At 70.4% G+C, this 14428-nt stretch carries 11 protein-coding genes; 6 read left to right on the top strand and 5 right to left on the bottom strand.

The window, feature by feature from the left end:
* Positions 1-52 precede the first annotated feature (52 nt).
* Complete coding sequence (locus ABTV91_RS06230; protein ID WP_433853735.1) at positions 53-1180, bottom strand: efflux RND transporter periplasmic adaptor subunit; 1128 nt, start codon at positions 1178-1180, stop codon at positions 53-55.
* Between the two features lie 108 nt (positions 1181-1288).
* On the opposite strand from ABTV91_RS06230, the gene ABTV91_RS06225 reads away from it, so the two are divergent.
* The 3 genes from ABTV91_RS06225 to ABTV91_RS06215 all read left to right on the top strand — a co-directional run bounded on the left by ABTV91_RS06225 (position 1289) and on the right by ABTV91_RS06215 (position 4116).
* Positions 1289-1960 carry a TetR/AcrR family transcriptional regulator gene (locus ABTV91_RS06225; protein ID WP_433853734.1) on the top strand — a complete coding sequence of 224 codons (672 nt, stop codon included), beginning with the start codon at positions 1289-1291 and terminating at the stop codon, positions 1958-1960.
* Between the two features lie 125 nt (positions 1961-2085).
* On the top strand, positions 2086-2733 hold the full coding sequence (locus tag ABTV91_RS06220; protein ID WP_433853733.1) for a protein-L-isoaspartate O-methyltransferase family protein: 648 nt from the start codon (positions 2086-2088) through the stop codon (positions 2731-2733).
* A 24-nt stretch (positions 2734-2757) separates the two neighbouring features.
* Positions 2758-4116, top strand: coding sequence for a TolC family outer membrane protein (locus ABTV91_RS06215; RefSeq protein ID WP_433853732.1), 1359 nt, complete (start codon positions 2758-2760; stop codon positions 4114-4116).
* Between the two features lie 148 nt (positions 4117-4264).
* Here ABTV91_RS06215 and waaA read toward each other — a convergent pair whose 3' ends face one another.
* Positions 4265-5560: a lipid IV(A) 3-deoxy-D-manno-octulosonic acid transferase gene (waaA, locus tag ABTV91_RS06210; RefSeq protein WP_433853731.1), complete on the bottom strand. Its 1296-nt coding sequence runs from the start codon at positions 5558-5560 to the stop codon at positions 4265-4267.
* Between the two features lie 129 nt (positions 5561-5689).
* Between waaA and ABTV91_RS06205 the strand changes: the two genes are divergently transcribed.
* Positions 5690-6616 (top strand): LpxL/LpxP family Kdo(2)-lipid IV(A) lauroyl/palmitoleoyl acyltransferase, encoded by a 927-nt coding sequence (locus ABTV91_RS06205; RefSeq protein ID WP_433853730.1) that lies wholly within the window; start codon positions 5690-5692, stop codon positions 6614-6616.
* Here the strand turns inward: ABTV91_RS06205 and ABTV91_RS06200 are convergent.
* From ABTV91_RS06200 to ABTV91_RS06190, 3 genes are read right to left on the bottom strand one after another with little or no spacing between them, the layout of a single operon-like run.
* The gene (locus tag ABTV91_RS06200; RefSeq protein ID WP_433853729.1) at positions 6601-7950 is read right to left on the bottom strand and encodes an O-antigen ligase family protein; all 1350 of its coding nucleotides are present in this window, start codon (positions 7948-7950) and stop codon (positions 6601-6603) included. The two genes, ABTV91_RS06205 and ABTV91_RS06200, sit on opposite strands and share 16 nt — an antisense overlap.
* On the bottom strand, positions 7931-9043 hold the full coding sequence (locus ABTV91_RS06195; protein ID WP_433853728.1) for a glycosyltransferase: 1113 nt from the start codon (positions 9041-9043) through the stop codon (positions 7931-7933). The genes ABTV91_RS06200 and ABTV91_RS06195 overlap by 20 nt, the downstream gene beginning before the upstream one ends.
* A gap of 8 nt (positions 9044-9051) precedes the next feature.
* A complete protein-coding gene (locus ABTV91_RS06190) occupies positions 9052-9249 on the bottom strand; it encodes a zinc-finger domain-containing protein (protein WP_433853727.1) in 198 nt (65 codons plus the stop codon).
* 175 nt (positions 9250-9424) lie between these two features.
* On the opposite strand from ABTV91_RS06190, the gene ABTV91_RS06185 reads away from it, so the two are divergent.
* Positions 9425-11032, top strand: coding sequence for an N-acyl-D-amino-acid deacylase family protein (locus ABTV91_RS06185; protein ID WP_433853726.1), 1608 nt, complete (start codon positions 9425-9427; stop codon positions 11030-11032).
* 223 nt (positions 11033-11255) lie between these two features.
* Complete coding sequence (locus ABTV91_RS06180; RefSeq protein WP_433853725.1) at positions 11256-14339, top strand: TonB-dependent receptor domain-containing protein; 3084 nt, start codon at positions 11256-11258, stop codon at positions 14337-14339.
* The last annotated feature ends 89 nt before the right edge of the window (positions 14340-14428 follow it).

Raw genomic sequence — 14428 nt, 5'->3', positions numbered from 1 at the left:
CCTTCCTGGGGGAGAAGGGCGAAGGTGCCATGCGCGAACCTCCTCGACAGGTTCATCGTGCAGCCTCCTGCTCCGGCTTCGGCATCTTCGGGTCAATGGGCTTGTTGGCCCGGTCCACCGCCGTCACCGGCTGGCCTTCGCGCAGCAGGTGGCCACCGGCGGCGACCACCCAGTCTCGGGGCTTCAGGCCCGACAGCACCGGCACGCTCTGCGCGCCGTAGGCACCGAGCGTCACTTCGCGCAGCTGCAGCGTGCCCTTGGCCGGGTCCACCACCCACACGCCGGCCTGCTGCGGGGTCTTGCCCGGCTGCACCGCCGCCAGCGGCACGCTCAGCGCGCCGCCCTTGCCGCGGGCCACGTACACGCGCGCGCTCTGCCCCAGCTCCACCGCGTCCAGCGCCTCGGCCGCCAGGCTTACGCGCGTGGCATAGGTGCGTGCCTGCGCGTCGGCGGCCGGCGCGATCTCGCGGATCGTGCCGGGCCAGCGCCTGCCGGGGTTGTTCCACAGTTCCACTTCCACCGCCTGGCCCACCGCGAAGTCGCGGATGCCGCTTTCCGGCAGGGCGATGGCGACCTCGCGGGCGCCATCGGCGGCCAGCGTATAGATGGTCTGGCCGGCGGCGACGACCTGCCCGGCTTCGGCCTGGCGGCTGGCGACCACGCCGTCGGTGGGCGCGCGCAGCTGCGCGTAGCCGGCCTGGTTGCGGGCCACGTCCAGGTTGGAACGGGCCGCGTCGGCCTGGCCCTGGGCCGCCTTCAGCGCGGCGGTCTGCGCGTCCAGCGCCGAGCGGCTGACCAGCTGCTGCCCGGCCAGCGCGGCATAGCGCTTGTGCTCGTCGCGCGCGCGCACCAGGTCGGCCTCGGCGGCGGCGTACTGCGCCTGCGCCGCGCGCGCCTGCAGCGCGTAATCGGCCACGTCCAGTTCGGCCAGCAGTTGGCCCTTGCGCACCCGCTGGCCGGCGTCGACCTCGCGCCGCAGCAGGTTGCCGCCCACCCGGAACGACAGCGCCGCTTCCTGGCGCGCCCGCACTTCGCCCGGATAGGCGGCGATGGTGTCGCCCCCGCCTTGCGGGTGGACGACCAGGACCGGAACGGCAGGTGCGGGAGCGGGCTCGGATCTGCCGCAGGCGGCCAGCAGGGCCACCAGCAGGGAACCGCCAATCCATCGAGCAGTATTCATGGGCAGGGATCGCAGGGGAGGAGGGAAAGGGGGATGGCGGCGTTCACCGCCATTACTGAACGAGCCGGTATAGTATAAATACAAAACCAATTGGTCTAGTATTCGCGCATGTCTTCGCATCAGCCTTCCCACACCCCCGGCAAGTCCGCCCCGCGCGGCGCCGGCCCCGGCCGCCCCAAGGACCTGGGCAAGCGCGCCGCGATCCTGGAAACGGCCAAGGAAATGTTCATCGAACTGGGTTTCAACGGCGTGAGCATGGATGGCATCGCCGCCGGCGCCGGCGTCTCCAAGCTCACCGTCTACAGCCACTTCGGCGACAAGGAGACCCTGTTTTCCGAGGCGATCCGGGCCAAGTGCGCCGAGATGATGCCGGACGAGCTGTTCGTGACCGACAGCGAAGGCCCGCTGCGCGACCAGCTGCGCGGCATCGGGCACGCGTTCTTCGCCCTGATCAGCAGCGACGCGGCCATCGCCACCCAGCGCATGATGATGACGCCGGAGACCGACGACCGGATCCGCGAGATGTTCTGGCAGGCCGGCCCCCAGCGCACCGAGAGCGCGCTGGCCGAGTTCCTCGGCGCCCGCGTGGCGCGCGGCGAACTGGCCATCGACGATGCGCACCTGGCCGCGCGCCAGTTCTTCTGCCTGATCAAGGGCGAGCTGCACGCGCACATGATGTGCGGGCTGTGCCCGGCCCCGGAGCAGCGCGACGCCGAGGCGCACATCGCCACCACGGTCGATTTCTTCATCCGCGCCTATGCGCCCCCGCCCCTAACCTGAACGAACCGGAGGTCGTGATGACTTCCGGCACTGCGGACCTGCGGCGGCCACGGCGATGCTTGCCCCGCACTGCCCGCGCCAACCGGTAAAATGGCCGGCCCACTGCGCCGGATTGACGAGACACCATGACGATCGATTACTCCCACGCCCGCGAAATGATGGTCGAACAGCAGGTACGTCCCTGGGACGTGCTGGACCTGCGCGTGCTGGACGTCCTGGCGCGGCTGCCGCGCGAAGCCTTCGTGGCCGAGTCGCACAGGGCGCTGGCCTATGCCGACATCGAACTGCCGCTGGGCCATGGGCAGAAGATGATGAAGCCGGTCGTCGAAGGCCGCATGCTGCAGGCGCTGGACCTGCAGCCGGGCGACGAAGTGCTGGAGATCGGCACCGGCAGCGGCTTCATCAGCGCCTGCCTGGGCGAGCTGGCCCGCGAGGTGCTGAGCCTGGAAATCCAGCCGGAGCTGGCCGAGCGCGCCCGCGCCAATCTGGATGCCGCCCGTCTCGGCTCCAACGTGCGCATCGAGGTCGCCGACGCCCTGCAGTGGCAGACCCAGCGCCACTTCGACGCCATCTGCATCACCGGCGCGGTGGATACCGTGCCGGCGCACATCCTGAAGTGGCTGCGCCCCGGCGGCCGCCTGTTCGTCATCCAGGGCCGCTCGCCGGTGATGGAGGCGGTGCGGGTCAAGGCCGACGGCAGCGTCGAATCCCTGTTCGAAACCGACATCGACTATCTGCAGGGCGCCGCTCCGGCCCCGCAGTTCCAACTCTGATCCGCTACATCCAAGGAAGCCGCAATGATCCGCCGATCCCTCGCCCTTGCGCTGGCTGTCGCCCTCTCGCCGCTGGCGGCCAACGCCGCCGACCTGCTGCAGGTCTACGAAATGGCCCGCAACGGCGATCCGCAGCTGGCCTCCGCAGAGTCCAACCGGCTGTACACCAAGGAAGGCCAGGTGCAGGCGCGCGCGGCGCTGCTGCCCTCGCTCAACGGCTCGGCCTCGCTGAACCGCACCCGCACTTCGCTGGAAGGCGTCAGCGGATCGACCACCGGCACCGCGCGCCGCTACGGCATCAACGGTGAGCAGACCCTGTTCAACTGGACCCAGTTCGCCAACCTGCGCGCGCAGCGCGAGATCAGCAAGGCGGCCGACTTCGACCTGGAATCGGCGAACGACGACCTGATCGTGCGCACCGCCACCACCTACTTCAACGTGCTGGTGGCGATCGAATCGCTCAGCGCCGCGCAGACCAACGAAGCGGCGGCCAAGAAGCAGTTCGACTACGCCGACAAGCGCCTGGAAGTGGGCCTTGCGCCGATCACCGACGTGCACGAAGCCCGCGCACAGTACGACCAGGCGCGCGCCAACACCATCCTCGCCCGCAACACCCTGGCCGACGCCTACCAGGCGCTGACCGAACTGACCGGCCAGCCGGTGCAGGGCCTGCGCAGCCTGCCGGAGGATTTCCGTCCGGAACTGCCGGCCAACCGCGGCGACGTCGACAAGCTGGTGGCCGATGCGATCGCGCAGAACCCGGCACTGAAGGCGCAGGAACTGAAGGTCAACGCCGCCGAATCCAGCGTTTCCGCCGCCCGCGGCGGCCACTACCCGACCCTGTCGCTGGGCGGCAGCTGGGGCAAGAGCGCCAACTGGGGCGACAGCATCGGCGCGTCGTCGTCCGGCCCGGATGCGACCACCAACTCGATCGGCCTGACCCTGAACGTGCCGATCTTCGCCGGTGGCGCCACCCAGTCCTACGTGCGCCAGGCCCTGGCCCAGCGCGACATGGCCCAGGACGGCTACGAGCAGCAGAAGCGCGCGCTGGACCGCAACACCCGCAACGCCTACCAGGCGGTGGTGGCCGGCATCAGCGAGGTCGAGGCGCGCCGCCTGGCCGTGGTGTCCGCGCAGAGCGCCTACGATGCCTCGCAGGTCGGCCTGGAAGTCGGTACCCGTACCGTGCTGGACGTGGTGCAGAACCAGCGCACCCTGTTCCAGGCCAAGCTCGACTACGCGCAGGCCCGCTACAACTTCCTGCTCAGCCGCCTGCAGCTCAGCCAGGCCATCGGCGGGCTGGACGTGGCCGAGGTGCAGGACGTCAACCGCCTGCTGACCCAGGACGCGGAAGCGCAGCTGACCCCGGGCAGCATGCAGTAACCCCGCCGCACCCGGCGTGGAAACGAAAAGGCGGGCTTCGGCCCGCCTTTTTCGTATCTGGTGTGACCACAGGCGATGCCGGGTTTGTGGATGCGGGGCCGCCCCGCATGAACCTTCCCCAGGCGCTCATGCTGGGCAAGCCCCGCACCTACTCCGATGCCGGCAGGCGCGGCGCGATCAGCGCCAGCGTGCGTTCCAGCGCGCCGCGGCCATTGGCGACCAGCTCTGCGCCGGCCGCGACCATCTTCCCGCGGGCTTCGGCGTCGTCCAGCAGGTGCAGCAGTTCGTCGCCGAGCCCGGCGACGTCGCCGCGGATGCACAGCGCGCCGGCCTCGCTCATGCGCCGCGAGATCTCGGCGAAATTGTGCAGGTGCGGTCCGGTGATCACCGCCGTTCCCATCGCCGCCGGCTCGAGCAGGTTGTGCCCGCCGATGGCCTGCAGGCTGCCGCCGACGAAAGCCACCTGCGCGCAGGCGAAGAACGGCATCAGTTCGCCCAGCGTATTGATCACGAATACCTGCGTGTCGGCGGCGGGCCACTGCGCGGCGCCGCGCGTGGCCACGCGCCAGCCCTGCGCGCGCGCGGACGCCTCGACCTTGCCGAACCGTTCCGGATGCCGCGGCGCCCACAGCAGCAGCGCGTCGGGATGGCGTTCCAGCACGCGCGCGTGCAGGTCGATGACCGCCTGCTCCTCGCCCTCGTGCGTACTGGCGGCGATCCACGTCGTCCGTCCCGCGGGCACGTGCGCGTGGAAGGCGGCCAGCATCTGCGCAGGATCCGGCGGATGGATGTCGAACTTCAGGTTGCCCAGCGCGCGGACCTGTTCTTCCCGCGCACCGAGCACGACGAAACGGCGCGCGTCCTCGCGCGACTGCGCGGCCACGCAGGTCACCGTGCGCAGCGCGCGCCCGACCAGCGGCCGCAGCAGGCGGTAGCCCTTCAGCGAGCGGGCCGACAGCCGCGCGTTGAGGATGTAGACGGGGATGCCGCGGTCGCGGCAGCCGAACAGCAGGTTCGGCCACAGCTCGGTTTCCATGATCAGCGCCAGGCTCGGGCGGAAATGGTCCAGGAAGCGGCCGGCGCTGCCCGGCACGTCGTACGGCAGGTAGACGTGGTCCACCGCCTCGCCCCACAGCGCGCGCACCCGCTGCGAGCCGGTCGGGGTGATGGTGGTGATGACCCAGCGGATGTCCGGCCGCTGCCGGCGCAGCGCGTCCACCACCGGCGCGGCGGCGTTGACCTCGCCCACCGACACCGCGTGCAGCCACACGCAGGGCCGGCGGCCGCTTTCCGGATAGGAGGCATAGCGCTCGTCCCAGCGCTTGAAGTATTCGCGCACGCGGAAGCCGCGCCAGACCAGGTGATAGACGGTGATGGGCAGCAGCAGGTACAGCAGGGCCGAATACAGGCCCCGCAGCAGCAGTTCGACGGGATCCTTGCGCATGCAGCGAGGATACCTAGGAGCGGGGAACTAGTGGATAGGAACGGGAAACGAGTGAGAGCAACCCCCTCAGCGCGCCCGCTTCTACTCGTTCCTCGTTCCTCTCCACTCGTTCCTCATTAGAATCCCCCCATGTCCGACACCCCCACCACCGCCACCCGTCCGCCGTTGTGGCAGCCCCGCCACTGGCCGACGTTCGCCTGGCTGGCGCTGGCCATGCTGGGCGCGCGCCTGCCCTGGTTCCTGCAGCGCGCGATCGGCCGCGGCATCGGCTGGCTGGCGCTGCACCTGGCACGCTCCCGCCGGCATGCCGCCGAAGTGAACATCCGTCTGTGCTTTCCCGGACAGGACGAGGCCTGGCGCCGGCAACTGCTGCGCGACAGCTTCGACGCGCTGGGCGTGGGCATCTTCGAGTTCGCGCGGGCCTGGTGGGGCGGCATCGGCGCCATCCGTCCGCAGGTGGAGATCGAGGGCCTGGAGCACCTGCGGGCGCTGCAGGCCGAGGGCCGCGGCGTGCTGCTGGTCTCCGGGCACTTCATGACCCTGGAGATGTGCGGGCGCCTGCTGTGCGATCACGTCCCGCTGGCCGGCATGTACCGCCGCTACCGCAACCCGGTGATGGAATGGGCGGTCAAGCGCGGCCGCCTGCGTTATGCCTGCGCGATGTTCGCCAACGAGGACATCCGCGCCACCGTGCGCCACCTGAAGAAGGGCGGTTTCCTCTGGTACGCGCCCGACCAGGACATGCGCGGCAAGGATTCGGTGTTCGTGCCGTTCTTCGGCATGCCGGCCTCCACCATCACCGCCACGCACCAGTTCGCGCGCCTGACCGGCTGCGCCGTGGTGCCCTACTTCCATCGCCGCGAGGGCGGGCGCTACCTGTTGAAGATCGCCCCGCCGCTGCCGGATTTCCCCACCGACGACGCGGTCGCCGACACCGCGCGCGTCAATGCCGCCATCGAGGACATGGTGCGCGAGGCGCCCGCCCAGTATTTGTGGATCCACCGCCGCTTCAAGCGGCAGCCGGAAGGACGCAGCCGCTTCTACGAGCGCGGCTGAGCGCTCTCCTGCGGGCGCCCGGCCGGGTTTGCCAGCAGCGCACCGGCGAACAGCGCGGCCAGCAGCAGGGTCGCACCGCCCCAGAACGCCGAGTAGAACGCCAGGTGGGTATTGAACGGGAACACCGTCACCGCCAGCGCCAGCGTCGCCGGCCGCGCGCGCGCGCGCGCCTCCTCGTCCGCATAGCGCCAGGCGCGCCAGGCCATGGCCGCGCCGGCCAGCCACAGCAGCAGGCCCAGGATGCCGGTTTCGGCCAGGATCTCGAGCACCAGCTGATGGGCGTGCAGCGCCGGCCCCGCGCCCCATGCCGCGTACTGCCCAGGCGCCGGATCGCACTGCGGCCAGGCGTTGCGGAATTCGCGCACGCCCACCCCGTTGAACGGGTGCGCACGCACCATGCAGGCCGCCGCCGTCCATATCTGGCCTCGCCCGGACAGGGCCGCGTCCACGCCCTGCGCATCGCCGGCCAGCGCCAGCGTCGTGCGCGCCACGCGCTCGCGCACCTGCGTGGACAACCCCGCCAGCGCCACCGCGCCGAGCACGGCGGACAGCAGCAGCAGCGCCATGCCCTTCCTGCCGAGCAGGCGCCAGCCCGAGAACAGCACCACCAGCGCGTAGGTGATCCACGACGCGCGCGAACCGGCCAGCACGATCACCACCGCGGTCGGTACCGCCGCCAGCAGCCAGCCCCAGCGCCCCCATCGCGCGGCGGCGGCGAACAGCAGGAAAGGCGTGAGGCTGGCCAGCACCTGGCCGAATTTCAGGTTGCATGGCCCGAACACGCCGCTGAGCCGGTCCGCCAAGGCCGCTTCGCCGGCGCCGCACAGGCCATGCCCGTCGATCAGCCACTTGAGCTGGTCCATCGACCAGAACAGCGGGCTGGTGCCGGCGATCGCCTGCGCCAGCGCATCCAGCACCCACAGCGCGACGACGATGCCCAGGCCGGCGAAGGTGATGCGGCGCCGTGCGTCGCTCGCCACCGCGATGGCGACCAGCCACATGAAGGGCAGATGGCGCAGCCCGGCCCCGACCCTGCCCCACGCCCTGGCGGGATCGTCCGCGTCCAGCGCGGAGACCAGCTGCGGCAGCCAGTAGGCCAGGAACAGCGTGCTGGTCAGCGCCCACGCCGGCACGCTGAGCAGGGACGCCCCGCCGGCGCGCAGGCGCAGTTGCAGCAGGCGGACCACGGTCGCCAATGCGCCCAGCCCCAGCACCGCCTCGGCGATGCCCGGTGCCGGCCACAGCGCGACGAAGGCGATCACCCAGGCCGGCGCCCATTTCCCGGGAACGGACGGCGCAGGCCGCATGCGCGATTCAGCCGACAAGGTCGCCATAGGTATCCAGCGTCGCGCGCTGCATCGCCCGCAAGGTGTAAGGAATGCGCCGCGGCAGCGACGGCGATTGCCGCAGCAGCTCCAGGGCCCGCGCCGCCAACGCCGCCGCGTCGCCCGGGGACACCGCGCCGGAGGGCTGCAGTTCGGCCAGCAGTTCGCCCACGCCGCCGTGATCCCAGCCCAGCACCGGTCGGCCCACGGCCAGCGCCTCCAGCACGGTGCGGCCGAACGCCTCGGGCTTGTCCGACAGTTGCAGCACCAGGTCGCTGGCCGCGTAGGCCTGCGCGATCCGCGCGGTCGGCTCGGTGATGGCCACCGCGTCGGCGATGCCCAGCGCCATGGCCTGCTGCTCGAGTTCGCGCACGTAGGCCTCGCGCCCGGGTTCGCGCGCGCCCGGCATCCACAGCCGCGCCGGCATGCCCTGCCCGCGCAGCGCCGCCAGCAGGCTCAGCGCATGCGCATGCCCCTTGAGGCGGGTGCCGCGGCCGGGCAACAGCAGCAGCGGACCGTCGCCGGCCAGCGCCGGATGCAGCGCCTCCACCGCCAGCCGCGGGCGGCGATCGGTGGGCGCCACGTGGGGAAACTGCGCCAGGTCCACGCCGCGCGGGATCACCCGCAGGCGGCGCGGATCGGTGGCCGGGTAATGCGCGAGCAGGTAGTCGCGCACGGTGTTCGATACGCAGATCACCCGCTCGCCGCTGGCCATGATGCCGCTGTAGCGGCCCGGCGAATTCAGCCCATGCATGGTGGTGACCCAGTGCGGACGCCGCTCCGTGGGCAGACCGCGCAGCGCGTGCCAGCCCAGCCAGGCCGGCAGCCGCGAACGCGCGTGCACGATGTCGGCGCCGGTTTCGGCGAACAACCGCCGCAGCGACACCACGTGGCGCAGGGTCAGCAGCGACTTGCGGCCGATGTCCAGCGCCAGATGCTCGGCGCCCAGATCCAGCAGCGACTGCACCAGGCGGCCGCCGGCCGAAACCACGATGGCGCGGTGTCCGGCGTCCACCAGCGCCTGGGCGATTTCCAGCGTCGAACGCTCCACGCCGCCGGAGTGCAGCGCCGGCAGCAGCTGCACCACGGTCAGGCGGCGCATCGTGGCGTTCAGTCGACCAGCACGAATACCGCGCCGCAGTACGGGCACGCGGCTTCGCCGCTGGGCTCGTCCTCGATCGGCAGGTAGACGCGCGGGTGCGAATTCCAAAGCGCCATTTCCGGCGTCGGGCAGCTCAACGGCAGGTCGGCACGGTGCACGTTGTAGCGCTTCTGCGCGTTGGCGGGCGCGGCGGCGGTATGGCTCATGGCGTCATTCACACAGGAAAACCGGGACCGGCCAATTCTAGCAGCGCCGGGCAGGAGCATGAGCCACGCCGGGCATAACCGGCCGCCATGGCCGTCGCCACTTTTTTCAATGGTCGCGGCCATGGCGCCCGCCTATGGTGGCCCGGCATCCACCCTCGCGCGCTCCGGAGCCGCCATGCCGCCCATCGTCCGCCTTGCCGCCGCCATCGCCGCGCTGTCGTTCTGTCCGTCCGCGTGGGCGGCCACCCCGCAGCCGGCGGACCTTTTGATCGCCGGCGGGCGGATCCACGACGGCAGCGGCGCTCCCGCCGTTACCGGCGACGTCGTCATCGCCGGCGACCGGATCGTCGCGGTCGGCCCCGGCGCCGGCAGTCGTTATGCGGCCACGCGCACCATCGACGCAGCCGGCAGGATCGTCGCGCCCGGCTTCATCGATCCGCATACCCATCCCTATACCTACATCCGTTCGGACGATGCGGGCGTGCGCCGCAACGCACCGTGGCAGTACCAGGGAGTGACCACCATCGCCCATGGCGTGGATGGCGGTGGTACGCCGGAAGTAGCCCGCGAAAGCGAGGAGTTCGCGCGCGCGGGCGTCGGCACCAACCTTGTTCCCTACGTGGGTTTCGGCCCGGTGCGGCGCGCCGTGCTCGGCCACGCCGCGCGCGCGCCGACGCCCGCGGAGCTGCGGCGCATGCGCGACCTGGTCGCCCGGGGCATGTGCGAGGGCGCGGTGGGCTTTTCCACCGGCCTGTTCTACGCGCCGCAGAGTTTCGCCGGCCGCGACGAGGTGGTGGCGCTGGCGCGCGAGGCGGCGATCCGCGGCGGGCTGTACGACACACACCAGCGCGACGAATCGTCCTACGACATCGGCCTGCTCGCCTCCACCCGCGAAGCGCTGGCCATCGGCCGCGAAGCGGGGCTGCCGGTGCATATCGCGCACCTGAAGGCGCTGGGCAACGACGTGCATGGCATGGCGCCGGCACTGGTGAAGCTGGTGGAACAGGCGCGCGCGCAGGGACAGCGGGTCACCGCCGACCAGTACCCGTGGCTGGCGTCGGGCACCGGCATCACCGCCGCCCTGCTGCCGCGCTGGGCCGTGGACGGCGGCAGCAGCGCGCTGCAGGAACGGCTGCAGGACCCGGCGCAGCGCGAGCGCATCCGCGCCGGAATGCGCGGGAACCTGCAACGCCGCGGCGGCGCCGGGGCGCTGCTGCTGATCTCCGCCGACCAGGAGTGGACAGGGCGGACGCTGGCCGCGATGGCCGAGGCGTGGAAGCTCGACCCGATCGACGCGGCGCTGCGCATCATCGAACACGGCATCGGCCATCCGGGCCGAAGCGGCGGTTCGGTGGCCTCGTTCAACATGGACGAAGACGACGTGCAACTGCTGATGCGCCAGCCGTGGATGGCCACCAGTTCCGACGGCAATGACGGCCATCCCCGGCAGTACGCCAGCTTTCCGCTGAAATACCAGCGCTACGTGCGCGAACTCGGCGTGCTGGGCACCGAGGAGTTCATCCACCGCTCCACCGCCCTGACCGCACGCATCCTGGGCCTGCAGGAACGCGGCGAACTGCGGCCGGGCTTCTTCGCCGACGTGGTGGTGTTCGACCCGGAGCGGTTCATGCCGCACGCCGATTACCTGCACCCGCGCGAACTGTCTTCCGGCATCGCCCTGCTGCTGGTCAACGGCGCCATCGCCATCGAAGACGACGTGCAGACCGACGCGCTCGCCGGCCGCGTGCTGCGGCATGTACCGCCGGCCGGCACCTGCCCTTGAGCCAACGGGCGGCGGCGCATCGAGCGTCGCCGCGCGCGTCCTTACCGTCCGTCGCCTCGCGTCCAGCGTGCCCGGGCGGCGCGGATCGCGCCTGGGCGGATGCATCCATGCAATAGCCGCAAGCTATGCCTGACCGACGGAACGGAAAGTCTGCGCGCGTGCATCCGTGGCTACCATCCGGGCATGCGGATGTTTTCCGCGTCCATGCAAGGGGAAAAGCACGATGAAACCGCAACCGGCACTTTCGATCCTGAGCCTCATGCTCGCATCGGCCATCGCCATGGACGCGGCAGCGGCGCAGGAACAGGCGCCGCCGCCTGCCGAAGCCGGCAAGGATCCGCAGCAGCCGGCTGCCACCACGCTCGACGGCGTGGTCGTGGTCGGCAGCCGCTTCGCCGGCAACAGCCAGACCGGCATGCTGCCGGTCAACACGATCTCCGAGGAAGACATCCAGGCTACCGGCGCGGTGTCCGGCGAGGACCTGCTGCAGAGCCTGCCGCAGGTGGGCGACATGATGTTCGACAATACCGACACCGCGTCGAACCTCAACGCCGCGCGCGGCGACGTGGGCTCGGTCAACCTGCGCAACCTCGGCACCGGCAACACCCTGCTGCTGGTCAACGGCCGGCGCATGGTCAACCACCCCGGCACCCAGACCGAAAACTTCGTGCCGCGGCAGACCGCCAACATCAACGCCATTCCGCTGTACGGCGTGAAGCGCATGGAAACGCTGCTGGGCGGCGCCTCCGCGCTGTACGGCTCCGACGCCGTGGCCGGCGTGATGAACGTGGTGATGGACACGCATTTCCAGGGCCTGAAGATCCAGGGCCAGTACGGCGGCTCGGAAGGCACGGATTTCCGCCAAGGCAACCTCAACATCAAGGCCGGCCGCTGGTTCAACGACGGCCGCACCCGCGTCACCGTGCTCGGCGGGCACACCTACCGCAGCGTGATGGAGGCGTCCGAGCGCGACTACTCGGCCAACCAGGACCACATGGATTTCATGGCCGGCACGCCGTGGGAAGGCATGACCGCGTTCGACGACCGCACCACCTCCAGCGCATGGGGCGTGTTCCAGGCCGTCAACGGCCGCCAGGTCAAGCAGAACGGGAAGAACATCACCAACAGCAGCGGCAGCTTCCACATCGAGCCCATTCCCAACGGCTGCGCCACCCTGCTCAACGACGACGTCTGCATCCAGACCGGCGCGCAGAGCACCGCCGTGGACCGCCCGCTGCGCTTCAACGCCAACTCGCAGCGCTACCTGATGGGCGGACTGGACCGCAACAACCTGTTCGGCACGATCGAGCACGACATCGACGACAACTTCGTCGCCTTCGGCGAAGTGAGCTACTACCAGTCGACGTACGAGGGCATGCGCGAACAGGCCGCCTCGCTCGCCGCCGCGCCGATCATCGTGCCCGCCTCCAACTACTGGAATCCGTTCGGCGCGAAGTACCTGGCCGACGGTTCGCTCAACCCCAATCGCCTGCCCGGCCTGAACGTCGCCGACGAAGGCGTGGACCTGCGCATCAGCAGCTACCGCGCCACCGAAACCACGCGCCCGTATACGGTCGACGACGACTCCTACCGCGTCATGGGCGGCGTGCGCGGCATGCTCGCCGGCTTCGACTGGGAAAGCGCCGTGCTGTACTCGCGCGCCACCACCCTGGACACCCAGCATGGCTCGATCAGCAACACCCTGTTCGCGCAGGCGCTGGCGCGCAACGATCCTGGCGCCTACAACCCCTTCGGCGGCGGCAACCTGCAGGACTGGTCGGCACCCAGCAACGCGCCCAACGACCCGACCACCATCGCCAGCTTCCTCGTTCCAGTGAAGCGCCGCGCCACCGCCTCGCTGTTCCAGGTGGACACGCGTTTCACCCGCGAGCAGCTGTTCACCCTGCCCGCCGGCGACGTGGGCCTGTCCTTCGGCGCCGAGTGGCGTCGGGAGACGCTGGCCGACGAGCGCGACGACCGCCTGGATGGCACCCTCACCTACACCAACCCGCTGACCGGGGACATCACCTCCGACGTGCTCGGCGCCAGCCCGGCCGGCAATACCAGCGGCGACCGCAACGTGGCCTCGGCCTACGTCGAATTCGCCGTACCGCTGGTGAAGCCGGACATGGGCATCCCGCTGGTCCGTTCGCTGGACCTGCAGATCGCCGGGCGCTGGGAGCACTATTCGGACTTCGGCAACGTCTCCAACCCGAAAGTCGCGCTGGCCTGGGATGTCTTCGATGGCTTCATGCTGCGCGGCAACTGGTCCACCAGCTTCCTGGCGCCCAACATCCTGCAGATGTATTCGGACGGCACGGTGGTCAGCAACAGCCGCCTGGACTACTACCAGTGCGAGGCCGACGTGCGCGCCGGCCGCATCGCCAGCTTCAGCCAGTGCGGCAAGTCGTACAGCACCCAGGCGGTGCGCGAAGGCAACCTGGACCTGAAGCCGGAAACCTCCGAGGCGTGGTCAGCGGGCATGGTGTTCCAGCCGCGTTTCCTGCCGCGCGCGGCCGGGCAGTTCACCTTCACCATGGACTACTGGTCCATCGAACAGGAGGACATGATCGCCGTCACCGGCGAACAGACCCACCTGGCGCTGGACTACCTGCTGCGCATGCAGGGTTCGTACAACCCCAACGTGCTGCGCGATGCGCCCGACGACGCCAAGCGGGAGAACTTCGCCGGTACCGGGCTGGAGGCGGTCGGCAACGTGCTGCAGGTCCGTGACCAGTACACCAACCGCCTGCCGCGCCTCACCCGCGGCATCGATTTCGGCCTGTCCTGGCGGCTGCGCAGCGACCGTCTGGGCACCTTCAGCGCCAGCCTGGACGCCAGCCGGCTGATCGAGCAGACGCAGATGCCTTCGGACCTGGAGAGCATGGTCGAGCAGGCGCAGCAGTCCGGCCTGATCAACAACGGCTTCACCATCCGCAGCGCCGGCAACCTGCTCGGCATCAACGGCACGCCGGAATGGCGCGCGTCGTTCAACGCCAGCTGGCGCTACCGCGACTGGAGCGTGGGCACCTTCGTGCGCCGTGTCGGCGCGTTCGATTCGAGCGACGCGCAGCTGGCCGACGGCACCCTGTACCGGATCCCGGCCTGGACCACCACCAACCTGTGGCTGGAACGCCGCTTCGGCGAGTCCGGCAACCTGCTGGACAACAGCAGCGTGCGCCTGACCGTGCGCAACGTCGCCGACCGCGACCCGCCGCTGTCCGCGCGCAGCCTGGGCTTCTACTCCTCGCTGCACAACGCGCTCGGCCGTGGTTACTACCTGACCTTCACCAAGTCCTTCGAGTAACCGCCCGCGGCGGGATCACGCCGCCCCTGCCGGCGGCCGCGCACAGACCGACGCCGGAACCGGGGCATTCCCGGCTCCGGCGGACCGGA

Source organism: Stenotrophomonas nitritireducens (assembly GCF_050984405.1).
GTDB classification, from domain to species: Bacteria; Pseudomonadota; Gammaproteobacteria; order Xanthomonadales; family Xanthomonadaceae; genus Stenotrophomonas; species Stenotrophomonas nitritireducens_B.
This window is presented reverse-complemented; position numbering and strand designations above follow the sequence as displayed.

What these genes read in the sequence shown, in the direction of transcription:
- ABTV91_RS06230 (WP_433853735.1), bottom strand. Translation starts at nt 1,180, where the DNA reads ATGAATACTGCTCGATGGATTGGCGGTTCCCTGCTGGTGGCCCTGCTG.
- ABTV91_RS06225 (WP_433853734.1), top strand. Translation starts at nt 1,289, where the DNA reads ATGTCTTCGCATCAGCCTTCCCACACCCCCGGCAAGTCCGCCCCGCGC.
- ABTV91_RS06220 (WP_433853733.1), top strand. Translation starts at nt 2,086, where the DNA reads ATGACGATCGATTACTCCCACGCCCGCGAAATGATGGTCGAACAGCAG.
- ABTV91_RS06215 (WP_433853732.1), top strand. Translation starts at nt 2,758, where the DNA reads ATGATCCGCCGATCCCTCGCCCTTGCGCTGGCTGTCGCCCTCTCGCCG.
- waaA (WP_433853731.1), bottom strand. Translation starts at nt 5,560, where the DNA reads ATGCGCAAGGATCCCGTCGAACTGCTGCTGCGGGGCCTGTATTCGGCC.
- ABTV91_RS06205 (WP_433853730.1), top strand. Translation starts at nt 5,690, where the DNA reads ATGTCCGACACCCCCACCACCGCCACCCGTCCGCCGTTGTGGCAGCCC.
- ABTV91_RS06200 (WP_433853729.1), bottom strand. Translation starts at nt 7,950, where the DNA reads ATGGCGACCTTGTCGGCTGAATCGCGCATGCGGCCTGCGCCGTCCGTT.
- ABTV91_RS06195 (WP_433853728.1), bottom strand. Translation starts at nt 9,043, where the DNA reads ATGCGCCGCCTGACCGTGGTGCAGCTGCTGCCGGCGCTGCACTCCGGC.
- ABTV91_RS06190 (WP_433853727.1), bottom strand. Translation starts at nt 9,249, where the DNA reads ATGAGCCATACCGCCGCCGCGCCCGCCAACGCGCAGAAGCGCTACAAC.
- ABTV91_RS06185 (WP_433853726.1), top strand. Translation starts at nt 9,425, where the DNA reads ATGCCGCCCATCGTCCGCCTTGCCGCCGCCATCGCCGCGCTGTCGTTC.
- ABTV91_RS06180 (WP_433853725.1), top strand. Translation starts at nt 11,256, where the DNA reads ATGAAACCGCAACCGGCACTTTCGATCCTGAGCCTCATGCTCGCATCG.